The 23,319-nt window shown below is 56.9% G+C and carries 21 protein-coding genes and 2 tRNA genes; 18 read left to right on the top strand and 5 right to left on the bottom strand.

Translation table 11 applies throughout. From position 1 onward, the window contains the following. Window positions 1-3 precede the first annotated feature (3 nt). Genes AKL27_RS28550 through AKL27_RS22390 form a run of 5 tightly spaced genes read left to right on the top strand, consistent with a single transcriptional unit; the run spans window position 4 to window position 2,838 of the window. On the top strand, window positions 4-1,413 hold the full coding sequence (locus AKL27_RS28550) for a hypothetical protein (RefSeq protein ID WP_050465093.1): 1,410 nt from the start codon (window positions 4-6) through the stop codon (window positions 1,411-1,413). Between the two features lie 12 nt (window positions 1,414-1,425). Then, window positions 1,426-1,689: a hypothetical protein gene (locus AKL27_RS22405; RefSeq protein WP_050465092.1), complete on the top strand. Its 264-nt coding sequence runs from the start codon at window positions 1,426-1,428 to the stop codon at window positions 1,687-1,689. A 2-nt stretch (window positions 1,690-1,691) separates the two neighbouring features. Continuing rightward, on the top strand, window positions 1,692-1,979 hold the full coding sequence (locus AKL27_RS22400) for a phage holin family protein (protein ID WP_050465091.1): 288 nt from the start codon (window positions 1,692-1,694) through the stop codon (window positions 1,977-1,979). Beyond that, the gene (locus AKL27_RS22395) at window positions 1,979-2,377 is read left to right on the top strand and encodes a DUF5675 family protein (RefSeq protein WP_050465090.1); all 399 of its coding nucleotides are present in this window, start codon (window positions 1,979-1,981) and stop codon (window positions 2,375-2,377) included. Before AKL27_RS22400 ends, AKL27_RS22395 begins: the two co-directional genes overlap by 1 nt. Beyond that, on the top strand, window positions 2,374-2,838 hold the full coding sequence (locus AKL27_RS22390; protein WP_157057054.1) for a hypothetical protein: 465 nt from the start codon (window positions 2,374-2,376) through the stop codon (window positions 2,836-2,838). Before AKL27_RS22395 ends, AKL27_RS22390 begins: the two co-directional genes overlap by 4 nt. 44 nt (window positions 2,839-2,882) lie before the next feature. Here the strand turns inward: AKL27_RS22390 and AKL27_RS22385 are convergent, their stop codons facing one another. Both AKL27_RS22385 and AKL27_RS22380 read right to left on the bottom strand, forming a co-directional pair. Continuing rightward, window positions 2,883-3,821 (bottom strand): tyrosine-type recombinase/integrase, encoded by a 939-nt coding sequence (locus tag AKL27_RS22385; RefSeq protein ID WP_050465088.1) that lies wholly within the window; start codon window positions 3,819-3,821, stop codon window positions 2,883-2,885. A gap of 113 nt (window positions 3,822-3,934) precedes the next feature. Then, a tRNA-Leu gene (locus AKL27_RS22380) sits at window positions 3,935-4,027 on the bottom strand. Between the two features lie 249 nt (window positions 4,028-4,276). On the opposite strand from AKL27_RS22380, the gene AKL27_RS22375 reads away from it, so the two are divergent. The 4 genes from AKL27_RS22375 (at window position 4,277) to AKL27_RS22360 (ending at window position 7,988) form a co-directional block, all read left to right on the top strand. Then, window positions 4,277-5,143, top strand: coding sequence for an alpha/beta fold hydrolase (locus AKL27_RS22375; protein WP_050465087.1), 867 nt, complete (start codon window positions 4,277-4,279; stop codon window positions 5,141-5,143). Window positions 5,144-5,184: 41 nt separating this feature from the next. Then, the gene (locus AKL27_RS22370) at window positions 5,185-5,535 is read left to right on the top strand and encodes a RidA family protein (RefSeq protein ID WP_050465086.1); all 351 of its coding nucleotides are present in this window, start codon (window positions 5,185-5,187) and stop codon (window positions 5,533-5,535) included. 6 nt (window positions 5,536-5,541) lie between these two features. Next, the gene (locus AKL27_RS22365) at window positions 5,542-7,800 is read left to right on the top strand and encodes a RelA/SpoT family protein (protein ID WP_050465085.1); all 2,259 of its coding nucleotides are present in this window, start codon (window positions 5,542-5,544) and stop codon (window positions 7,798-7,800) included. A 111-nt stretch (window positions 7,801-7,911) separates the two neighbouring features. Beyond that, a tRNA-Val gene (locus AKL27_RS22360) sits at window positions 7,912-7,988 on the top strand. A gap of 193 nt (window positions 7,989-8,181) precedes the next feature. Here AKL27_RS22360 and AKL27_RS22355 read toward each other — a convergent pair. Beyond that, window positions 8,182-9,138, bottom strand: coding sequence for a polysaccharide deacetylase family protein (locus AKL27_RS22355; RefSeq protein ID WP_050465084.1), 957 nt, complete (start codon window positions 9,136-9,138; stop codon window positions 8,182-8,184). Window positions 9,139-10,092: 954 nt separating this feature from the next. On the opposite strand from AKL27_RS22355, the gene thrS reads away from it, so the two are divergent. The 8 genes from thrS (at window position 10,093) to AKL27_RS22315 (ending at window position 18,074) form a co-directional block, all read left to right on the top strand. Continuing rightward, the gene (gene thrS, locus AKL27_RS22350; protein WP_050465083.1) at window positions 10,093-12,000 is read left to right on the top strand and encodes a threonine--tRNA ligase; all 1,908 of its coding nucleotides are present in this window, start codon (window positions 10,093-10,095) and stop codon (window positions 11,998-12,000) included. A gap of 56 nt (window positions 12,001-12,056) precedes the next feature. Beyond that, entirely contained in the window at window positions 12,057-12,593 is a 537-nt protein-coding gene (gene infC, locus AKL27_RS22345) for a translation initiation factor IF-3 (protein WP_083439218.1), read from the top strand. Window positions 12,594-12,808: 215 nt separating this feature from the next. Further along, window positions 12,809-13,006, top strand: a complete 198-nt coding sequence (gene rpmI, locus AKL27_RS22340) for a 50S ribosomal protein L35 (RefSeq protein ID WP_007882755.1) — start codon at window positions 12,809-12,811, stop codon at window positions 13,004-13,006. A 20-nt stretch (window positions 13,007-13,026) separates the two neighbouring features. Further along, entirely contained in the window at window positions 13,027-13,389 is a 363-nt protein-coding gene (gene rplT / locus AKL27_RS22335) for a 50S ribosomal protein L20 (protein WP_050465081.1), read from the top strand. A 136-nt stretch (window positions 13,390-13,525) separates the two neighbouring features. After that, on the top strand, window positions 13,526-14,542 hold the full coding sequence (gene pheS / locus AKL27_RS22330) for a phenylalanine--tRNA ligase subunit alpha (RefSeq protein ID WP_050465080.1): 1,017 nt from the start codon (window positions 13,526-13,528) through the stop codon (window positions 14,540-14,542). A 65-nt stretch (window positions 14,543-14,607) separates the two neighbouring features. Continuing rightward, window positions 14,608-17,034, top strand: a complete 2,427-nt coding sequence (gene pheT / locus AKL27_RS22325; protein ID WP_050465079.1) for a phenylalanine--tRNA ligase subunit beta — start codon at window positions 14,608-14,610, stop codon at window positions 17,032-17,034. A gap of 245 nt (window positions 17,035-17,279) precedes the next feature. Beyond that, window positions 17,280-17,633, top strand: coding sequence for an integration host factor subunit alpha (locus AKL27_RS22320; protein WP_050465124.1), 354 nt, complete (start codon window positions 17,280-17,282; stop codon window positions 17,631-17,633). Between the two features lie 3 nt (window positions 17,634-17,636). Then, the gene (locus tag AKL27_RS22315) at window positions 17,637-18,074 is read left to right on the top strand and encodes a MerR family transcriptional regulator (RefSeq protein WP_050465078.1); all 438 of its coding nucleotides are present in this window, start codon (window positions 17,637-17,639) and stop codon (window positions 18,072-18,074) included. A 75-nt stretch (window positions 18,075-18,149) separates the two neighbouring features. On the opposite strand, the gene AKL27_RS28690 is transcribed toward AKL27_RS22315, so the two are convergent. Then, the gene (locus AKL27_RS28690) at window positions 18,150-20,201 is read right to left on the bottom strand and encodes a methyl-accepting chemotaxis protein (RefSeq protein ID WP_198156057.1); all 2,052 of its coding nucleotides are present in this window, start codon (window positions 20,199-20,201) and stop codon (window positions 18,150-18,152) included. A 95-nt stretch (window positions 20,202-20,296) separates the two neighbouring features. Here AKL27_RS28690 and AKL27_RS22305 point away from each other — a divergent pair, with 95 nt between their 5' ends. After that, entirely contained in the window at window positions 20,297-20,806 is a 510-nt protein-coding gene (locus tag AKL27_RS22305; RefSeq protein ID WP_198156056.1) for a GNAT family N-acetyltransferase, read from the top strand. A 23-nt stretch (window positions 20,807-20,829) separates the two neighbouring features. Here AKL27_RS22305 and AKL27_RS22300 read toward each other — a convergent pair whose 3' ends face one another. After that, window positions 20,830-23,313 carry an aldo/keto reductase gene (locus AKL27_RS22300; protein ID WP_198156055.1) on the bottom strand — a complete coding sequence of 828 codons (2,484 nt, stop codon included), beginning with the start codon at window positions 23,311-23,313 and terminating at the stop codon, window positions 20,830-20,832. Window positions 23,314-23,319: the final 6 nt, after the last annotated feature.

Genomic DNA, 23,319 nt, shown 5'->3' with positions numbered 1-23,319 from the left:
AGCATGTCAGTCAACAACACGCCGCCGGTTATCCAGCACGATGGGAACGGTGTCACAAAGTCGTTTAATTACCCGTTCAAAATCCTGAACGGGGCTGACCTTGTCGCGCAAGTCGGCAATGCAATCCTCGTCTATGGTGTCGACTACGTCGTGACTGGCGTCGGCGATGACGTCGGCGGCCAGGTCATTTTTGTAGTGGCGCCAGTAATTGGGGTGGCAAACGTAACACTGTTCCGACAGATCACATTTGATCGTTCGACGGATTATCAGTATCAAGGGCCATTGCCCTCGCTGGTCGTGAATCAGGATTTTGACCGCTTGACCATGATGTTGCAGCAGGTCGGCCAAGATATTAAGCGTTCGTTCAAACTACCGTTTGCCACCTTCACCAATCAGGAAATCAACCAGGCGTCGGCGCTGCGGGCGAACAAAGTAATTTTGTTCGATGGGGACGGCAACCTGAACATCGGTACCGACAATTATGTAGATCAGACAGCCGCTGTCGCTGCCAGTGCAGCAGCAGCGCTGGCGAGTAAACAGGCTGCTGCAGGGTACGCATCTGCATCGCAGGACGCCGCCACAGCATCGGCAGGGTCGGCGAATGCTGCGGCGAACAGTGCGCAGCAATCAGCCGCGAGTGCGGATACGTCAGCACAGAATGTTTTGCTTGCTGCAAAGTGGGCGACTTACCTTGGCGGCCCAGTCTCGGGCGGCGAGTACTCGGCAAAATATTGGGCGGGAAAAGCCGCCGAAGCTGCATCAGGCGATGCGATAAATATCAAATTCACCCCAGACGGGAATGTCTTCAGTACGAACGTACAGGCCGCAATTCAAGAACTCGATACCAAAAAGGCGAATGTCGCTGACTTGTCGGCTGCAATCCCCGTCGGTATGCGTGGCGAGTTTTTTACCAACACCGCGCCGGACAACTGGATCAAGGCAAATGGTGGCGCCATACCGGTAGCTTCATATGCCGTCTTGGCCGTGGTGCTCTATTGCGGCGACGCCAACAATGCAACGGCGGCATGGGGCTACCGCTGCACCAGTGCTGCCACACCGACCACTACGCGCAGCACGACTGGCGCATACATCGTATTACCGGATGCACGCGGCGAATATTCGCGAGGTTGGGACGATGGCCGGGGCATCGACGCCGGGCGCTCGTTGTGGGCGTGGCAGGCCGGCCAGGTGCTGTCACATACGCATACGGCGTCACAGGCGGCGCACAGTCATACAGTAAATCTTGTTGGTGGCGGCAGCGGCGGGGCTTTAGGCATTTCATACATGGTCGACCTTTTTCAAGGAACAACGCCCACATCAGCCGCACAACCAGCCATCACGGTAACAGCCACAGGCGGCACAGAAAACCTTGTTCGAGGGCTGGCAGCACTGGTCTGCATCAAATACAAATAACGGAAAGCACACATGCGCATTTTTCATTACCACCCGTATGCACTGATTTACATCGGCCAAGGTCTGGCAGACGCCGACCGCGAAACGCCGGGCGAATGGATCGTGCCGGCCTATGCCACGAAGATCGAACCACCTCCGCAAATCGAAAACAATCTGATCGTTTTTGATATCGAAGCTCAAGCATGGAAGTATCAGCCTATGCCCATCGTGGTCGTTCCGGATCCTGATACGAACGGCGAGGAAGTTCAACCACCCGAAGCCAGCGCCGAAGGATAAGCATGCAAGATCCTGAAAAAAGCCTGTGGACTCTGGTTGCAATGGGCGCTGTCATTGGCGTTGGAAAGCTGCTTGCAAGCGACGAGAAGCTTTCAATCCGGCTGGTGATCGGCCGCACCGTGCTGGGGTCCGCTACTTCGATGCTGGCCGGCGTGGTGTTGTTGCAGTTCCCGGACATTCCCCACCTGGCATTGCTGGGCATCGCGTCGGGTCTGGGCATTCTCGGATCGCAAACCGTTGAAGTTCTGTTGAGGCGCCGTGCAGGCAAGTTCATTGGTGGGGGTAAATAATGGAGATGTTTCTACAGCGCGGTCGCAGCACCAGCAAGAGCACCCCGGGCAAGTTGTTCATCGATGGCCGGTTTGAGTGCTACACGCTTGAGGATGTTGTCCGGCCTGCCGGCATCAAGGTCTACGGTGAGACAGCCATCCCGGCCGGCAAATACAGAGTGCAGCTCACCATGTCGCCACGGTTTAAGCGCGTGCTGCCGCTTCTGCTGGCCGTGCCCAACTTCGAAGGCATCCGGATTCATCCGGGCAACACCGACAAAGACACGGACGGCTGCATTCTGGTGGGTGATTCGGCCACACCGGATTTTGTCGGTCAAAGCCGGGTAGCATTCGACCGGCTATTCGCCAAGTTGCAAGGCATCAGCGATATCAGTATCGACATTCGGGCGGCATCGTGAGTGCCCTCGATCCCCGCTTGTGGATGGCATTCCTTCTGGCTATCGGCGTCGGCTTCGGCGCTGGCAAGTGGGACGAGCATCGCGTTTCTGCTGCGGCTGGCAAGGTGGCAGCGGCGACACTGAAGACGGCAACCGACCGGGCCGATCAGGCCGAGCTCAACATGAAAACCATAAAGAAAGCCAAAGATGAAGAAAAGACAAAATCTGATGCTGCTGTGCGCAGGCTCACTGCTGATCTTGCAGGGCTGCGGGACCGGGCCGAACGTCGTGCAAACGCCGATACCGACGGTGCCGGAACGGTCGGCGAGTGCGCGGGCGCCAGTGGTGCCGAACTTTCGCGACCAGACGCAGAGTTTCTTACAAGGGAAGCGGCCAGAGCAGACGATGCAGCCGAGCGATTGAACCAGTGCAACGCTGATTACGATACGGTGAGGGCGGCGATTAATGGGCTGGCGCGGTAAGCGATACCGGTATTCCGGCATCGGAGCAAAATCAAGGACTTAGGTTACAGCTTTGCTGCTATCGAATCCGCTGTTTCTCGATAGTAGACCCGGTGCAGCAAATTGATATCCTTGTGCCGGCTGATCCGTGCCAGAACCATGACGTCTACTTTCTTGGCAAGGTGGGTGAGGGCGGTAGCACGGCTGTCATGAAACGTCAGTCCTTGAATCATCAGTTGCCGGCAAAGCTTTGAGAACAGAACGCTGCCCTCGTTGGCCTCCACGGTGAACACATATCCCTTGAGCAACTTGGCCGCGATACGGCCAATCGGCACCTCGTCGCGTCCGGTTGTTTTTGTGCGGGCCAATATCACCACCCGGCGCCGCTCGTTAAAATTGTCCGGTGCTGCCAATACTTCAGACATACGCATTGCTGTGCGCAGTGCAATATGAAAGGCATGTGTGATCTGCCCGATTTTGCCGCCGGACTTTTCCCCAGCGCGAAGCACCTTTTTGATATCTTGCCAGCCCCAGAGTTGATAGCGCGATTCGTTATGTTCCGGAAGCCGAACACCCTTGAATGGGTGGCGATCCATCCAGCGCCATTCATCGACGGCGACGGTGAACAGGTTGCGTAGGAGGTTTGCCTCGCGCTGGACAGTGGATCCGGTGACAGTCTTCAGGCGTTCGTCGCGCCATTCGCCGATAACGGCGCTGTCGATGTCGGTAATTTTGGTCTCGGGTCCGAAGTGATCGAGCATGGCATCAAGCCGACGGCCTTCCCATTCAGGGCTGCGCTTTGTGATGCTGACGGTGTTCTTGTATTTTTCGACCGCATCAAGGAAGGTTTTGCCGCCACTACCTTTGAGGGCATCGAGTTCAGATTCCTTCTTCAGTGCCCATGCTTGCGCCTCCCGCTTTGTGTCGGTGACGTGGGTCGCGCGGTGACCGTGGCGCTGTACTTCTGCGCGCCACTTGTCACGATACTTTCTGATGTATGCCATCTTGTGCGGGATTCCTGTGCGGGCGTTGTGCGTGGGGCACAGTATAACGCAGGATGCAACAAGGGTATTTACATAGAGCAGACGGTAATCAAAAGTAGCTTAAATGTCTGTCTTGGTGCCTGAGACCGGAATCGAACCGGTACGCCCCTTTCCAGGTAAGCGGCGGATTTTAAGTCCGCTGTGTCTACCAATTTCACCACTCAGGCAAATCGTGAAGCATGTTCCGGCGGTGATTGCCGAAAGCGGAACGCATTATAGCAGCGACTTCGTGCGGATTGCGTTGATTAAAAGATCATTATTGCAATTTTGCATGAGGGCCGGTCATTGCTCGCGCCGGGTGCCGGTGTTTATCTTGCTGCGAGGGCTTATTGCCGGGCAGTGATTGATTGCGGCGCTGCGATTTCGCTCTGAGGGGGTAAAATGTGCGCATCCATCAACCCGAACATTCAGAAACCATGACACAAGCCGTATTGAAGTCTGTGCAGTGCATTTCTCCCGCCGGTTTGCATTCGATGGCCTATAAAGAGTGGGGCGATCCGCAAAATCCCAATGTATTGGTGTGTGTGCATGGCGTGACGCGCGTTGGCGATGACTTCGACCGTGTGGCGCGCGAGCTGTGCGATGTGTATCGGGTGATTTGCCCGGATGTGGTGGGGCGCGGCCGTTCCGGACGTTTGCGCGACCCGCAGTATTACGTGATTCCGCAATACGTCAGCGATATGGTGACCTTGCTGGCGCGGGCCGATGCCGAAACCGTGGATTGGTTCGGCACCTCGATGGGCGGCCTGATCGGCATGGGGCTGGCATCGCTGCCGGACAATCCGATTCGCCGCCTGCTGCTGAATGACATCGGTCCCTCGCTCAATGCCAGCGCACTGGCGCGCATTGGCGAATACATCGGTCAGGATATCCGCTTCGCCACCTTCGACGAGGCGGCACAATATATCCGTACGATTTCAGCGACCTTCGGCCCGCATACTGACGAGGAATGGCACAAGCTGGCCGCTGACGTGCTGCGGCAAGATGCCGAAGGCAAGTGGCAGCGTCACTATGATCTCGGGCTGGCAGTGCCATTCAAGAGTTCGACGCCGGAAGCAACGGCCATGGCCGAGCACATGTTGTGGGCGGCTTATGATGCGATCCGCTGTCCGACGCTGGTAGTGCGCGGTGCCTTGTCCGACCTGTTGTTGCCGGAAGTGGCACAGGCCATGACGCAGCGCGGCCCCAAAGCCAACGTGGTGGAGTTGCCCGGCGTCGGCCATGCACCTACCTTCATGCATGAAGATCAGATTGCCGTCGCGAAAGAATTCTTTTTGGCGTGACGGGTGTTAAGTGAAGCAAGTGAACAAATAAAGGAAATATCATGTCAGTCCAACGTCTCCATGTAGGAAAGCGTCTTTCGGAAGTTGCCATTCATAACGGTACGGTTTATCTGGCAGGTCAGATTGCCGAAGATGCGACTCAGAATATCGAAGGTCAGACGCGCGAAGTGCTGGGGCATATCGATCGCTTGCTGGCGGAAGTCGGCAGCGACAAGACGCAGATTCTGTCGTGCCAGATTTATCTGTCGGATGTCAAAGACTTCGCCGGCATGAATACCGTCTGGGACGAATGGGTTGCGGCTGGCAACGCACCGCCACGGGCTACGGTGGAAGCCAAGCTGGCGCGTCCTGAATTGCTGGTCGAAATTATCATTGTTGCTGCTCAAAAGTAAGGTTTCATGGTTTCTGTCGCTGGAGTTCAAGGTGAGGGTACGGCCGCTATCGTCGCCGGTTTGAGTGCCGAGGACAGCGCGCGCGTCAGTGCCGCGCTGGCCAAGGTTGAACCCATGTATGCCGGCAAGCCGATTCCGTCCGGTCAGGATGCCTGGCAATTTGTGCAGGGAGTGGTGACGGTGCTGGCGTCGCTCAATGCCGACGCCGAAACGCGGATCGCCGGCCTGCTGTTCGAGTTGCATGTGATCGCGCCGGATGCGGTGGACGATATCGAGACCAATTTCGGTCGCGAGATCGCTGATCTGGTGGCCGGCGTGCGCCAACTGATGCGCTTTCATGCCTTGACCTTCCAGCAACCGCAAGAAGTCTTGCGTGGCAAGAATGCGGCGCAGCAGGCCGCGGCGCAGATCGAAACCTTGCGCAAGATGTTGTTGGCCATGGCTTCCGATATGCGAGTGGTGCTGGTGCGGCTGGCGTCGCGCGTCAGCACGCTGCGCTATTTTGCCGAACAGAAGCTGGAAAACGAAGCCACGGCGCAGTACGCGCGCGAAACCTTCGATCTGTATGCGCCGCTGGCAAATCGTCTCGGTATCTGGCAAGTGAAGTGGGAACTGGAAGATCTGTCATTCCGTTTTCTGGAGCCGGCGACCTACAAGCGCATCGCCAAGATGCTGGAAGAAAAACGCATCGAGCGCGAAGGCTTTGTCGCCAGCGCCATCGAACATCTGCATGCCGAACTGGCGGCGGGTGGCATCAAGGCCGAAGTGTCGGGCCGGCCCAAGCATATTTACAGCATCTGGAACAAGATGCGCGGCAAGGCCATCGACTTTTCGGAGTTGTACGATGTACGGGCATTCCGCGTCATCGTGGATGACGTGAAGACGTGCTATACCGTGCTCGGCATCGTCCATAATATCTGGACGCCGATTCCCAAGGAATTCGACGACTATATTTCCCGTCCCAAACCGAATGGTTATCAGTCGCTGCATACGGTGGTGCTGGCGGAAGACGGCCGGCCGCTGGAAGTGCAGATCCGCACGCGTGAAATGCATCACTTTGCTGAATACGGCGTGGCGGCGCACTGGCGCTACAAGGAAAGCGGCGGCTCCAATTTTGCGGCACAAAAGTATGACGAAAAGATTGCCTGGTTGCGGCAGTTGCTGGCGTGGAAAAGCGAAGTTGCCGGCGCCGTGGTCGAGCAGGAAGAAGTGCGGCGCGATTGGGTCGAGAAACTCAAATCGACCACGCTGGATGAACGCATCTATGTATTGACGCCGCAGGCGCGCGTGATTGAATTGCCGAATGGCGCCACGCCCATCGATTTTGCCTACCACTTGCACAGCGACGTTGGCCATCGCTGCCGCGGTGCGCGCGTCGATGGCGTGATGGTGCCGCTCAATACGGTATTGAAGAACGGTCAGACGGTCGACATCATTACCGTCAAGGCCGGGCAGGGTGGTGTCGCTGCCGGGCCGTCGCGCGACTGGCTCAGCCCCGGCTATGCCGCCAGTGCGCGTACCCGTTCCAAGGTGCGCGCCTGGTTCAATGCCATCGAACAGCAGGAAACGCTGGCGCAAGGACGTTCGATTCTGGAAAAGACCTTGCAGCGGGTCGGCAAGACCGCCGTCAATCTGGAAGAGCTGGCGCACAAGCTGGGCTTTCCCAAGGTGGATGATTTGTTTTTGTCGCTCGGCAAGGATGAATTCAGTCCGCGTCAGATCGAACAAGCCTTGCAGGTCGACGAGACGGAAAAGAATGTCGAGCCGGATGAAGCGTCGATCACGCGCAAGAGCCGGGCCTCGAGCATCGTGCAGGGCGCCAAGTCGGGTGTGCTGGTGGTCGGCACGGAAGGCTTGATGACGCAACTGGCGCGTTGCTGCAAGCCGGCGCCGCCGGATCAGATCATCGGCTTCGTCACGCGCGGCAAGGGAGTCTCGATCCATCGGCTCAACTGCAAGAACTTTACCGAGATGAGCGCCAAGGCACCGGAGCGGGTGATTCAAACCACCTGGGGTACGCCGGTGCACGACACGGTGTACCCGGTGGATATATTTGTACTGGCCGGCGATCGCCAGGGTTTATTGCGCGACATTTCTGAAATCTTCCTGCGCGAAAAAATCAATGTGATCGGCGTCAGCACCCAAAGCGTGAAGGGGCATGCGCGCATGGCTTTTACTGCTGAAATCGGTTCGACGGCGCAATTGCAAAAGGCGCTGACCGTGATTCGCGAAGTCAAAGGCGTGCTGGAAGCCAGGCGCCAATAGGGTTTGCGGCGGTGTTGCAGGGTGAATTTTGCGGGGCATTAAAAAATCTTTAAATTTCTTTTAACGAATACTAGCCAAAAGAAAAAAATGCTCCTATAATCTCGCTTCTTTAGGCGCGTAGCTCAGCTGGTTAGAGCACTACCTTGACATGGTAGGGGTCGTTGGTTCGAGTCCAATCGTGCCTACCAATATTCCTGATGTTGTTGAATATTGGTATCGAAGCAGATGCAAGTGCTTCGCAAAAACAGCATCAAAAAAGCAAAATGAATAATGGAAGCGCAGTCCCGGCTTCCATTTTTGCTTTCTGCGTTCCGTGTTCTGCGGAGCGCTTTCTCTCTTTGCTTGTTTGTCGGGTGTACCGCTGGTGCAGTATGCGGACGGTTATTGCTTCGGCGTCGATGGCCACAACATGTTCCAGATGCCGGGGAAATGCGCCAGTTGCTGTTCGCTGCGAATGGCGCGCGCCAATAATGCGCGTTGCAGTTCGGCCTTGTCGTTGTAGAACGGCAGGGTGGCTACCTTGAGTTGCAATTCACTGGCGCTGTCGAGCAGAATTTGCAGATACTCCTGCATGTGGCGCGCGGTATAGCGGTTGGTGTCGTGGAAAGTCACGATGACCGGAATGCTGCCATCGATGGCCGGCAGTTCGTGGCGGCTGATCTGCTGGCGGACTTCGGCCAGCATGCGCAACATGTTGCTGCGTCGACGCAGGCTGAAATTGACGCCGTAAATTTTGCCGTCGTTGGCGCTGAGGTCGGTCAGGATGATGTGCAGTCCGTGGCGCTGATAGGCTTCGAAGGTGCGGGCATCGTAATGCCAGAACGGCGGGCGTAGCAACACCGGTGCGTGGCCGGTGAAGCGGGTGACGTCGGCAATCCCGTCTTGCAACATCTGTTCAAGCTGTGCCGGCGCCATATGTACCTGATCGGAATGGCCCGGGCTGGCGTTGTGCAGGCCGAGCAGATGTCCGTGGCTGGCTTCCTGTTGCATCAGTTGCTGACCCAGTGGGGTGCGGCCGCCATTGGTGGCGCGGGTCTGCACGAAAAACACCGCCTTGATGCCGGGCTGTACCGGATTGTTGTCGAGGTCGCGCAATATCGACTCGGTCGGGTTGGCATACTCGGACGCGCTGGGGCCGTCATCAAAACTCAATATGAAGCGGATTGGCGCGGTAACGCGTTGTTGCTGCTCGCTGAGTGGCGTGTAACTGGCGGGGATGGTGTTGCAGGCGGTCAATAGCAATGCTGCGCTCAGTGCCAGCAAGCCCAGTAAACTGCGGCTGTGGCGGCGTTGCAATGAGTGCAATGTCGAGATTCTGTTGGGGCTGGATGAATGCATGTCGGGGTCGCGCTGATCAGGGCGTGAGTGTATCCCGATGTGGATGCGCAGGAAGTAAGCAATCGTTTCAGGTAATCGAGAAATAAAAGCTTGCCATTGTTTTTGGTGTTGTGCTACATTTCGTGCCTGGTTGTTGCTGTGCAGTGATTTTCTTCCGGATTCCAGTAAAAAAATACAATGAATCCGGTTGGCAAAGAAAGTTGCAGAAGGTTTTGGTATTTAGTTGTTCTCCACATTGTGTTCCTCAAGCGAACATGTCTGTAGTAGCAATCCACCTGTAAATCTTCCTGTGTTGTCGTTCGTCATGCTTCTGCATTTTGCGGATTCGTGCACGTTGCTGGCATCCTCATGCGTAGTCCCACCCGGCGTGCTGATACAAGAGCAGGTTCACCTTTTGCCGTGGCCACTTCCCAGATAGGGTTGGGTTGCGGGAATCTTCTCTGGTATCGGCAGGTCAATAACATCAGTGTGCAATGTTGTGTGTCGATACCAGAGTGGGTTCACCTTTCGCCGCAGCCACTTCCCAGATAGGGTTGGGTTGCGGGAATCTTCTCTGGTATCGGCAGGTCAATGACATCAGCATGCCATATTGCGTGTCGATACCAGAGTGGGTTCACCTTTTGCCGCAGCCACTTCCCAGATAGGGTTGGGCCGCGGGAATCTTCTCTGGTATCGATATGCGCTTGCGGGCGGTTGCATGGATATTAATTTTGCTATAATGCGCGAATCCGTCGCGAGCTGTTATCGCCGATGGCAACGATTCATCACATCTGTAAGAGCGAGAAAGGCAATCCGGTTATGACACCGCGAACTACCACCGAGGTTGACACGCGACACTAGTCGGGTACTTTTTCGTCTTCAGGAAAAAGCGCGGCTAGCCGCGTTTTTTTTCGTCCGCATTTTCCCAATATCAATATCAGCTTCGGCACCTTGATCGCCGAGATGGAGCATTAAATGGTTTCAGTCAGACTTCCCGATGGTTCGCAGCGTCAATTCGATGCACCCGTTACTGTAGCGCAAGTTGCCGCCAGCATTGGCGCCGGTTTGGCCAAGGCGGCGCTGGCCGGCAAGGTCGATGGCAAATTGGTGGATACCTCTTTCGTGATCGAGAGTGATGCCGATCTGGCGATTGTGACCGACAAGGATGCCGATGGTCTGGAAGTGATTCGTCACTCGACCGCCCACTTGCTGGCCTATGCCGTCAAGGAATTGTTCCCGGATGCCCAGGTGACAATCGGACCGGTCATCGAAAACGGCTTTTACTACGACTTCGCTTACAAGCGTCCGTTTACACCGGAAGATCTGGTCGCTATCGAAAAGAAGATGGCTGAGCTGGCGAAGAAGGATGAGGCTGTCGTGCGCAAGGTATTGCCGCGCGATGAGGCGGTGGCGTATTTCAAGTCGATTGGCGAAGATTACAAGGCGGAAATCATCGCTTCGATTCCTGCCGATCAGGATGTCTCTCTGTATAGTGAGGGCAGCTTTACCGATCTGTGCCGCGGGCCGCACGTGCCATCCACTGGCAAGCTCAAGGTATTCAAGCTGATGAAGCTGGCTGGTGCCTACTGGCGCGGCGACTCGAACAATGAAATGTTGCAGCGGGTATATGGCACTGCCTGGGCCAAGAAGGAAGAGCAGGAAGCTTATCTGCACATGCTGGAAGAGGCGGAGAAGCGCGATCACCGCAAGCTCGGCCGCGCGCTCGACTTTTTCCACTTTCAGGATGAAGCGCCGGGCCTGATTTTCTGGCATCCGAAGGGATGGTCGATCTGGCAACAGGTCGAGCAGTACCTGCGCCGCGTCTATCAGGACAATGGTTATCAGGAAGTCAAGGCGCCCCAGATTCTGGATCGTTCCCTGTGGGAAAAAACCGGCCACTGGCAGAATTACCGCGAAAACATGTTTACTACCGAATCGGAAAATCGCGCTTATGCGCTGAAGCCGATGAATTGCCCGGGCCATGTCCAGATTTTCAATTCCGGTTTGCACAGCTACCGCGACTTGCCTTTGCGTTACGGCGAATTCGGTCAGTGCCATCGCAATGAGCCGTCTGGCGCGTTGCACGGCATGATGCGGGTGCGCGGCTTTACTCAGGATGACGGGCACATCTTCTGTACCGAAGATCAGGTGCAGGAAGAAGTCGCAGCGTTCGACAAGATCGTGCGCGAGGTCTATACCCATTTCGGTTTCGTGGATGTGCAGATCAAGCTGGCCTTGCGTCCCGAAAAGCGCATCGGTGAAGACGAGGTGTGGGATAAATCGGAAAGTGCATTGCGCGAGGCGATCCGCGCTTCCGGGTCGCAATGGGAAGAATTGCCGGGCGAGGGCGCATTCTACGGTCCGAAGATCGAGTATCACCTGAAGGATTCGATCGGTCGCTCGTGGCAGTGCGGCACCATGCAGGTTGATTTTTCCATGCCGCAACGTCTGGGCGCGGAATATGTTACGGAAGACAACAACCGCAAGGTGCCGGTCATGTTGCACCGGGCTATCGTCGGTTCGCTCGAGCGTTTCATCGCGATTCTGATTGAAAATCACGCCGGTGCCATGCCGTTGTGGCTTGCTCCGGTGCAAGTTGTCATTCTGAATATTTCCGATGCACAGAGCGAATACGTCAAAAACGTTGCGCAAACGCTGAAGAAACAAGGGTTTAGAGTGGAAACCGATTTGCGTAACGAGAAGATTACCTATAAAATACGGCAGCATTCGTTGCAGAAGCCGCCTTATATACTGGTGGTCGGTGACAAGGAACGTGATGCAAATACAGTGGCCGTGCGAGCGCGGGGCAATGTCGATCTGGGTGTAATGCCTGTCGATGTATTGGTGGAACGCCTCAGATCAGAGGTTGAAACCAAGGCCTGAACGGGGAAGCCGAGTGCTTCCTTGCAGCGCAAGAGCACGGCTTAATTATTGGATTTATTAAGGAAACTGCAATAGCTACTGACAAGTCGCATCGCATCAACGGTGAAATTACAGCACCGGAATTGCGTTTATCCGGGGTCAATAACGAGCCGCTTGGCATCGTGAATTTGGCAGAGGCTTTCCGTCTGGCGGAAGAGGCGAACGTGGACCTGGTGGAAATTGCACCAACGGCCCAGCCGCCCGTCTGTCGATTGATGGATTACGGCAAGTTCAAGTATCAGGAGCAGAAGAAAGCTCACGAAGCCAAGCTGAAGCAGAAAGTCATTCAGGTCAAGGAAGTCAAATTCCGCCCTGGCACGGATGACGGCGATTACAACATCAAGCTTCGTAACCTGATCAAATTCCTTGAAGAAGGCGACAAAACCAAGATCACACTGCGTTTTCGCGGTCGTGAAATGGCGCATCAGGAAATCGGCATGCGCGTGCTTGAGCGTCTGAAGCTGGATCTGGAGCCGCATGGCCAGGTCGAGCAGTGGCCGAAAATGGAAGGGCGCCAGATGATCATGGTCCTGGCGCCGAAAAAGAAAAAATAAGGAGTCTCTGGAGTCCTGTGCGCAATGTCTCTGACCTTGCGCATTCCGATTCATTGTGAGGTCCGGAATTTTGCGGGATGCAGCCGTCGGGCATCCGGCAAAAGCAGCGATGAAAATCTGCTGCCAATAAGTGAGAGCAGGCATCAAAGAGTAGCGTATTGCTGCCACCTGCAATCATCAAAAAATGGAGCTGTCCAAAAAGGACAGATAGTGTCATGCCAAAAATGAAGACGAAAAGCAGCGCCAAAAAGCGCTTCCGCGTCCGTCCGGGCGGTACCGTCAAGCGTGGTCAAGCGTTCAAACGCCACATCCTGACCAAGAAAACAACCAAGAACAAACGCCAATTGCGCGGTGCAGTGGGAGTCCATGAGACTAACATGACATCGGTACGCGCAATGTTGCCGTTCGCTTAACCTCACACTAAGGAGCTACTATGCCTAGAGTTAAACGTGGGGTAACAGCACGTGCCCGTCATAAAAAAGTCCTGGCGCAAGCCAAGGGTTACCGTGGTCGCCGCAGCACCGTCTACCGTATTGCCAAGCAAGCAGTCATGCGCGCTGGTCAATATGCGTACCGTGACCGTCGCAACAAGAAGCGCGTATTCCGCGCATTGTGGATCGCCCGTATCAACGCTGCTGCCCGTGAGCATGGCGTGACATACAGCGTATTCATGAACGGCCTGAAGCGTGCCTCGATCGAACTGGACCGCAAGGTTCTGGCCGATATGGCCGTGACTGACAAGCCAGCGTTTGCTGCGATTGTCAATCAGGTGAAAGCCAACATCGCTGCGCAATAACAAGCTTTGTTGAAGCAGTTGCCGCCTGCACGGGCGGCGCTGCGAAATCCTGCGGGGCAGAGGTGAAATACCTGTGCCCCGTATTGTTTTTGATCTTCTTCTTTTCGACTTCGTCGTCAGATTCGAGACATATCGCATGAATCCCCTAGAACAAATCGTCGTACAGGCTCGCACCGATTTTGCCGGCGCGCAGGATGCCGCCGCACTGGAAAACGCCAAAGCGAAATACCTTGGCAAGACCGGTCAGATTACCGAGCAGATGAAGGCACTGGGCAAGCTGGCACCAGAAGAACGCAAAATCCAGGGCGCGGTCATCAACGCCGCCAAGGTGCAGATCGAAGACGCGCTGACGGCGCGCCGTGACGCACTGGCCGATGCGCAGATGCAGACCCGCCTGAATGCCGAAGCGATTGATGTGACATTGCCAGGCCGCGGTCGCGGCGTTGGCGGTATCCATCCGGTCATGCGCTCATGGCAGCGGGTTGAAGAAATTTTCCGTTCGATCGGATTCGATGTGGCCGACGGCCCTGAAATCGAAACCGACTGGACCAATTTTTCGGCGCTCAACAGCCCGGAAAATCATCCTGCGCGTTCGATGCAGGATACCTTTTATATCGACGGCAAGGACAGCGACGGCAAGCAACTGCTGCTGCGCACGCATACCAGCCCGATGCAGGTGCGTTATGCCCGCATGAATAAACCGCCGATCAAGGTGATCGCACCGGGCCGCACCTATCGCGTTGACAGCGATGCCACCCATTCGCCGATGTTTCATCAGGTCGAGGGTTTGTGGATTGCCGAAGATATCAGCTTCGCCGACCTCAAGGGCGTGTACCTCAATTTCGTCAAGGCCTTCTTCGAGACCGATGACTTGCAAGTGCGTTTCCGTCCTTCGTATTTTCCGTTTACCGAACCGTCGGCGGAAATCGATATCGCCTTTGGCAGCGGTCCGCTGAAAGGCCGCTGGCTGGAAGTGTCGGGCGCTGGTCAAGTGCATCCGACCGTGGTGCGCAACATGGGACTCGACCCCGAACAGTATCTGGGTTTTGCGTTCGGCTCCGGTCTGGAGCGTCTGACCATGCTGCGTTACGGAATCAGTGACCTGCGCCTGTTCTATGAAGGCGATCTGCGTTTCCTGAAACAATTCAATTAAACAATGCAGACGGAGCAGATTGCTCCGTCTGCAGACTGTCTGGCCGATAGCCGAAGGTTTTAATCATGCAATTCTCTGAAAACTGGTTGCGTACCATGGTCAATCCGAAGATGAATTCGGATGAATTGTCGCATTTGCTCACCATGTCCGGCCTGGAAGTGGAAGAGGTGGAAGCTGTCGCACCGCCATTCACCAACATCGTCGTCGGTGAAGTGCTGGAAGTGGCCAAGCATCCCAATGCGGATCGCCTCAATGTCTGCCAGGTCGACGTCAAGACCGGCACCATTCTCAATATCGTGTGCGGCGCACCGAATGTGCGGGTCGGCATGAAAGTGCCATGCGCCATGGCCGGTGCGGTATTGCCGCCGGGTGCCGATGGCAAGCCGTTTGAAATCAAGGTGGGCCAGTTGCGTGGCGTCGAATCGCAAGGCATGTTGTGCTCGGCCCGCGAATTGAAATTGTCGGAAGATCACGGTGGTTTGCTGGAGTTGCCGGACGACGCACCGGTCGGTCAGAATTTCCGCGATTACTATCAGCTCAACGATCTCAAATTCACCATCAAGCTGACGCCGAACAAGGCCGACTGCCTGTCCGTGCTGGGTGTGGCGCGTGAAGTGTCGGCGCTGACCGATACCCCGCTGAAAATGCCGGTTTATCAGGTGGTTGCCGCCAACTCCGATGAAAAGCTGCCAGTCAAAATTTCCGCGCCCGATTTGTGCGGACGTTTCGCCGGTCGCGTCATTCGCGGTCTCAACGCCAAGGCCGAAACGCCGCAATGGATGAAGCGTCGCCTCGAACGCAGCGGCCAGCGTCCGATTTCGGCACTGGTGGATATTTCCAATTATGTGATGCTGGAACTCGGTCGTCCGACCCACGTGTTCGATCTGCACAAGATCCACGGCGGTCTCGATGTGCGCTGGGGTCGCAAGGGCGAATCGCTGAAGCTGCTGAACGGCAATACGGTCGAGGTTGACGAGTGGATCGGCGTGATCGCCGACGACAAGGAAATCGAATCGCTGGCCGGCATCATGGGCGGCGACGCCACGGCAGTGTCGCTGGACACCACCGATATTTATCTGGAAGCGGCGTTCTGGTTCCCGAACGCGATTCAAGGCCGCGCCCGTCGTTTCAACTTCTCGACCGATGCTGCGCATCGTTTCGAGCGCGGTGTCGATTTCGCCAGCATCGTTGAACATATCGAACGCATTACCGCCCTGATCGTTGAAATCTGCGGCAAGCCGGATACCAAAATCGGCGTCATCGATGACCAGAGCGTCAATCTGCCGCGCCGCGATCCGGTGACCTTGCGTACCGCCCGCGCCACCAAGGTGATTGGTGTGGCGTTTGACGATCAGCAAATTGCCGCTATCTTCACCCGACTCGGTTTGCAATTCACGCAAGCAGACGGCGTATTTTCGGTCACGCCGCCGTCTTACCGTTTTGATATTGAAATTGAAGAAGACCTGATCGAAGAAGTCGCGCGCGTATTCGGGTTTGAAAACATTCCGGCCTTGCCGCCGGTGGCGGCCAGCGCCATGCGCATTGCACCGGAAAATACCCGTTCACTGTTCGACATCCGTCATCTGTTGGCTGATCTGGATTATCAGGAAGTCATCAATTTCAGTTTCGTCGACAGCGCATGGGAAACCGATTTCGCCGCCAATGATGCGCCGATCAAGTTGCTCAATCCGATTGCCAGCCAGATGAACGTGATGCGCTCGTCGCTGATCGCCAGCCTGGTGGCCAACGTGCGTTACAACATCAACCGCAAGGCCGCGCGCGTGCGCGTGTTCGAAGTCGGTGCCGTGTACAGCCGCAGCAGCGCCGTGCAGGACGGCCCGTTGTCGGTGGCCGGTTACGAACAACCGAAGCGGGTAGCGGCGCTGGCATATGGTGCCACGGTCGAAGAGCAATGGGGCCAGGCCGCGCGCAATGTCGATTTCTTCGATGTCAAGGCGGATCTCGAAGCCATGTTCGCACCGCGTACGCTGCGCTTTACCAAGGCCTCCAACCCGGCCTTGCATCCGGGGCGCTCGGCCAGCGTCTCGCTGGATGGTCAGGAGATCGGCTTTATCGGTGAGTTGCATCCGCGTCTGCAGCAGAAATACGACCTGCCGCTGGCACCGGTAGTATTCGAAGTCGATGCGCATGCATTGCAGCAACGTCCGTTGCCAGACTATGTCGAAATTTCCAAGTTTCCGGCCGTCACGCGCGACCTTGCACTGGTGGTGAAACAGACTGTCGCGGTACAGGATCTGCTCGATGTTTTTGCTGCCGAAAAGCAAACCAATGCGGCCTGCGCTATCATCCAAGCCATTGTTTTATTTGATGAATATCTTGGCAAAGGTCTGGAAACTGACGAAAAAAGTCTTGCTTTCCGATTCACCTTGCAAGATACTCAAAACACACTCCAGGACGACACCGTCGATGCTGCAATGAGTGCCGTGATAGCAGCGGCAACCGGCAAGCTGGCCGCCAGGTTGCGTGCTTAGAAACGGTTCACGAACGATAGCGAGATGTCCGCCGGCAGCATGGCAGTACCAGGGGCCGCAGGTACCGGAATGCAAGGTACATGCGGCGCCGGGCAGCGCATTGCGGCTGGTAATTCGTTATCGGATCGTGAGCAGTTTCTTGGTAATAAATAAAAACAAGTATTGAACAGGGCAACCCATCCGTCATGAACAACGTGAATTCAAGCGAATTTCAATCCGTGTTAGATGCCGATCTGCAGCGCGCCATGCTGGAGGCGCAAGTGCGTTCGCAGGCAGAAAAGAATCTGCCGACGCTGACCAAGGCTGAGCTGGCTGAACTTTTGTTCGAGCAGGTTGGTCTGAACAAGCGCGAAGCGAAGGACATGGTTGAAACTTTCTTCGATGAAATTCGCAACGCGCTGGAACGTGGCGAAGCGGTCAAGTTGTCCGGCTTCGGCAATTTTCAGTTGCGCGACAAACCGCAGCGTCCCGGACGCAACCCGAAAACCGGCGAGGAAATTCCAATCACGGCGCGGCGCGTGGTTACCTTCCACGCCAGTCAAAAACTCAAGGAAATGGTCGAAGTGTCCAGCAGCAAACCATTCGCACTGGCTGTCTAATTCATGAATGAACGTGTCAACAAACCTGCGGTAATCGTATTGCCGCCAATTCCTGCCAAACGTTATTTCACCATTGGTGAAGTCAGCGAGCTGTGTGGCGTCAAGCCGCATGTGCTGCGCTATTGGGAACAGGAATTCACCCAGCTCAAGCCGGTCAAGCGACGCGGCAACCGGCGCTATTACCAGCATCACGAAGTGCTGCTGATTCGCCGCATTCGCGAATTGTTGTATGAGCAGGGCTTTACCATCAGTGGCGCCAGAAACAAGCTGGATTTCCATTTGCACGAAGAGCCGGCGGTCGAACTGGTGCCCGAGGTGCCTGAAATTTCAATGGGCGAGGCCGAGATCGAAGCCACGCGCGCCGAATTGCTGGCAATCCTGCAAGTGCTCAAGCCATATGGCGCCGCAGATGCCGGTGCCCGCGCCGAGACCGGCGTGTAACTGTCATTTGCCCAAAACAAAAGGCCGCGATTGCGGCCTTTTTTACGTCTGTCGGAAATGCATTGATACCCCGACTCAGGTCAATGCCGATTGCACCTGATTGCGTATTCTCGGGACCTGTCGCTGACGACTGCTGATTTGCGGCGGTACCGGCGGCGCATAGTGCGGCAGCGCGTCGTCATCGTCTTCCGCGTGTTCCAGCTTGAAGACACTGACGGCCCGCGCCAGCATGTCGGCCTGCTCTTGCAGGCTTTCAGCCGCAGCGGCCGCTTCTTCTACCAGGGCCGCATTCTGCTGGGTAATTTCATCGATCTGGGCCACCGCGTTGTTCACTTCAGCGATGCCGCTGCTTTGTTCCTGGCTGGCGGCGGTGATGTCGGCCATGATGGTGACCACATGCGAGATGGACGTCACGATGTCGTTCATGGTGCGTCCGGCTTCGTGCACCTGTTTGCCACCGGCATCGATTTTGCTGACCGAATCGTTGATCAGGGTTTTGATTTCCTTGGCCGCACTGGCAGAACGCTGGGCCAGCCCGCGCACCTCGGTTGCCACCACCGCAAATCCGCGTCCTTGCTCACCGGCACGGGCGGCTTCGACTGCCGCGTTGAGCGCCAGAATATTGGTCTGGAAGGCGATGCTGTCGATGACGCCGATAATATCCACGATCTGGCGCGAACTCTGCTTGATCGAATCCATCGTCACGACCACATTATTGACGACCGTGCCGCCCTTGAGCGCAAAGTCGGAAGCCGACAGCGCCAGCCGGTTGGCCTGTTGCGCATTGTCGGCATTCTTGTGGACAGTGGCGGTGAGTTCTTCCATCGATGACGCCGTTTCTTCCAGGCTCGATGCCTGCGACTCGGTACGGTTGGACAGGTCGCCGTTGCCGGTGGCGATTTCGCGTGCGGCCACGGCGATGATCTTGCCGCTGCTGCGCACATCCGCAATCAATTGCGCGAGACTGACGCTCATGCCGGTGAAAGCGCCGCCGAGCAGGGCGATTTCATCTTTGCCGCGCGGTGCGCCCTGATGGCGCAGATCACCGGCCGCAGCGCGCTCGACCGCACTGCCGAGCAAAGTGATTTCCTGGCGGAAGGAAAAATAAAATCCGGCCAGCAAATAACCGGCAATCAGCAACACCAGCAGAATTGCGGCCATCATCAGATTGCGATGCAACGAGTGGTTGGCGATGCGTTCGTCGAGTGCGCTTTGCAGTAATTGTGATGAGGCATTCGACAATTCCTGCAGTGCTTGTACGGTATTGCCGGCGGCCAGGAAAAATTGTTCGCCGGAAGTCTGTTCCAGCGATTTCAATACTTCATTGGTGGCGCGCTCCAGAAAGACATTAGTGGCAGGCAGTGCCGTCAATTGTTTTTGCAGTTGGGTTTTCCATGCTGGCGTTTCATAAAACAGGGCATCCAGTTTGGCCGACAGTTGCGTCAATTCGAACTTGCTCATGGTTACCGTGGAGGCCAGCATCACTTCTTCATTGGCTTCCAGCAGACCGGTATCGATATACGAAGCGCCGCGTCCGGCAATGGTCAGCAAGTCGCTGTTGAGTGCCGGAATGGAATCCAGCAATGCCAGCGCCAGGTAATGGGTATTGGTTTCCGGATCAAGGCGCAGGCGCGTGCGGTCGGCGATTTCTTCCTTGAGTTTTTGCAGTTGCACGATCAGTGCTGAATAGGCAATGTAGCTGTCTTTCGGTTTGATCTCGGCCGGCGGGTTTTGTACTGTCGTCCATGACTTCTTGATGGCGGCCAGCGTGTCGCTCAAGCCGAGCTGGTCGAAGGTGTCGTCTTGTTCGCTCAGTGCCTGCAATTGTTTGCTGATACCGGCCTGGGTTTGCGCGGCGACCGGCGCCATCTTGGCGTTGCCGCCCAGCGTCATGTGGCGCAAAGCGCGCTGTTGCTGCACCTGGATGATCAGCGCTTCGGTGCGCGATACCAATTGCAGGCCGGTCTGTTCCTGTCTGGCGAAGGCAATCGACTTTTCCAGTTCATTGAACAATAATCCGGTGACCAGCAAGAGTGGCAACATGAACATCAATGTCACCAATAGAAATTTGGGCAACAGACGTAATTGTTCCATCAGCCGGATGGCCGGTAAAAGAGCGAGCTTCACGCGTTTCCTTTTCACTGAGTGGGTGCGGCATGCGAAAATGCTTTCTCAGTATGAGCAACAATTGTGACGGCTCTATGAACATGGGAGGCAGGGCGGTGAGTGTAGTCTGGCGCAACATGCGCGATCAGGATTTGAGTACGGTGGTGGCGATTGCCGACCGCATCCATCTGGACTATCCGGAAGCACCGGCGATTTATGCCGAGCGCCTGCAATTGTTTGCCGGCGGTTGTCAGATTGCGATGGCGACCGGCGGTGCGGTGCATGGTTATGCAATTGCGCACCCGGCGTTGCTGGGGCAGCCGCCATCACTCAATACCTTGCTCAATGCATTGCCGGTCAGCGCCAATTGTCTGTATCTGCACGACATTGCCTTGTTGCCCGAGGGGCGGCAATACGGCCTCGGCGGCACGCTGATCGATTATCTGAAATTACTGGCGCAGACCATGCAGTTGGATTATCTGGCGCTGGTGGCGGTCAATAACTCGGCACCCTACTGGCGGCGCCAGGGCTTTGCGCCGTATGCCGGCACCGATGCAGGATTGCGCCGCAAATTGGCCAGTTACCATGCGGCGGCAGAATATCTGGTGCTGGATTTGCAGGCGTAATCCGGATCTGCCGGCAGATCTGTTTATTGCGCCACGCGCGCCAGTTCCGCCACACGTTCCAGGCGCCGCGTCGATACCAGAACCGCACCGCTGCTGTTGCGTTGCAAGGCCTGGCGCAAGGTATCGGCCGAACCACCTTGGGTGCCGGCCAGGTAGCCATACGTGAATTGCATCGGCCGCGCGTGGGGCAACAGGATATCGGCCTGACGCTGATTCAGACTGTCTCTGACCTGAACCACTTCGGCCAGCGCCGGACAATGCTCCAGCATGGCCTTGATCAAGGGTGCCTCGCCGGCAATGCCGAACTGTTTGATCTTGCCTTCCTGCACCAGCGAATGCAGCCATGTCAGCCACTCATCGCTGGCGATCAGCGCCGCGACCGGTTCGTGCAAAAACAGAATGTCGAGCCAGCCGCGGCGCAGCCGGCGCAAACTGTTATCCAGACTGCTGCGGGCGCGCGCCAGATTCCAGTCGACATCGGCTTTGTTCAAGGCCGGCAGGGCTTTGCCGGCGACCTTGCGCAACAGAATGTCGGCGATGTTGGCGGTGGCGCCGGGCGGACCATACAGGCCCACCTTGCTGGCAATCGTGATGCGTTGCAGATCGGCGATGGGCAATTGTCCCAATGACTGCTCGGCCAGTCCGAAGCCGTAGAGCGGCGACGTGTCGAAGTGGCTGAAGCCGTGGTTGATCGCTTCCGATAACAGCGCTTGTCGCTGCGCGCTGCGAAACAGATGATGCAGGCTGGCGGTGCCGAAGGCGAGGCGGCTTACCGTAAGCGAAGTGCCGGGCAGGCTGATGGTTTGCATGGTCTGGCTTTCGTGTGCCGTTGCGGGCGTGCGGGAGGTGGGGGCGATGGTGTTGGTGGCAACCGGTGCGGTCGCGGCCAGGTCGGCCAGCTTGGCCGCCAGCCGGGCTGCCAGCGCCACTGCCATGAAGGTCGGATTGGCCTCGCCGGTGGTCGGGAACACGCTGCTGGAGGCGATGAACAGATTATCGATTCCATGCACGCGACAATCGCGGTCCACCACGCCGAGCCGCGGATCGTGGCTCATGCGGGTAGTGCCGGCCTGATGGAAACCATCGGTGGCTTGCTCCATGATGTGGGCGATGCGTTGATCCGGTGGCCGGTGATAGTCGACCTGTCCCTTGCCGGCGGCGCGCAACTGGCGGTCCAGTATCGCATGTGCCTGCGCGACCGATTCCGCGTCGGCCGGCAGATAACGAAAGTCGATGGTCAGGCGCGGCATGCCATACGCATCCCGTTCTTCGTTGAGCGTGACGCGGCTGTCCGGGTTCGGAATTTGTTCAGCATGGTAATTCAAGGCATAGGCGCCGCCTTGGTTGTGCAAGACGAAGCCGGGCTTGCGTACCGGTGAAAAGTAACGCAGCCGCAGGATGGTCCAGATATCCGTTGCTGCTTGCCACGGCCGGCGCAGGATATTCATGAGATGCGCGCTGTAATGCCACGGCGGCGGGCCGATGTGGCGCAGGCGGATCGCTTCGGTAATCACGCGGCGGCCGATGGCCGGAATCGAGAGCCCGAGAAATACCATCGACAAGGTGGCGTTGCGATGGCGCTGATCGTAGAACGGCGGATTGTCGGCAAAGAATGAAGTGTTCAGCAAATGATGCTGACGTTGCGCCGCTTCTGACAACGTGAAGCGGCGACGGACATAGGTGCCGGTAGCATCGCAACTGAAATCGAGCGCGGCAAAATCCTCCGGCTGTTGCAAGACGATGCTGGCGATGCTGCCGAAAATATGCCCCATGTAATAGCGTCCGAGCGGCCCGTCGCTGGCGCCGAACATGGCCGGATGCGTTTGCTGGACGCTCAGCAACAGTCGCGTGGTTTCGAGGCCGCCGCCGGCCAGCACATAGCGTGCCGCCTGTACCGCGATGGTTTGTTCCTGATGCCGCGCTTGCAAACTGCGCACGCTTTTGCCGCCGCTGTCGAAGGTGATGTCGGTCACGGTGGCGTTGAACAGGAGGTGAATGCGCGGTGACGCCAGTACGCGTGGCGCCAGTTTTTGCGCCAGACGCGGTTGTCTGGCCCAGCGTTCCAGCTGGCTTAATTCAATCTCGCCGAGATCGGGCCAGTGCGGCGCAGCGGAGCGGAAATTTGCGCTGCCGCAATCGAGATAGGCGGCCGCTTTGGGGTACCAGGGCAGAATGTCTTCGCGGCCGATGGGCCAGCCGGAGTGCGGCACGTAATCGCGGGCTTCGAAATCGATGGTTTCGAACGGCACGCAGCGCCCACCCCACAACCAGGAACTGCCGCCGAGCGTACGTCGTGCCGCCAGCGTCATCGGCGCATGGGTCTGCTGATTGAGCACCTGCGCGCGCGAGGCGTCATGCTCATCAGGCGCTTCTTCGGGTTGCCCCGATTCCAGCAGCAATACTTGCAGACCGAGTGCTTCCGCCTCCAGCGCCAGCGCCAGTCCGACCGGGCCGGCACCGACGATGCAGACGTCGTACCCGTGATCGACCGGGGCAGCAGACAACATGACCAT

It is taken from the genome of Herbaspirillum autotrophicum (assembly GCF_001189915.1).
Taxonomy (GTDB): Bacteria; Pseudomonadota; Gammaproteobacteria; order Burkholderiales; family Burkholderiaceae_D; genus Herbaspirillum; species Herbaspirillum autotrophicum.
The sequence above is the reverse complement of the archived record's forward strand: the minus strand, read 5'-3'. Positions and strand labels throughout refer to the sequence as shown.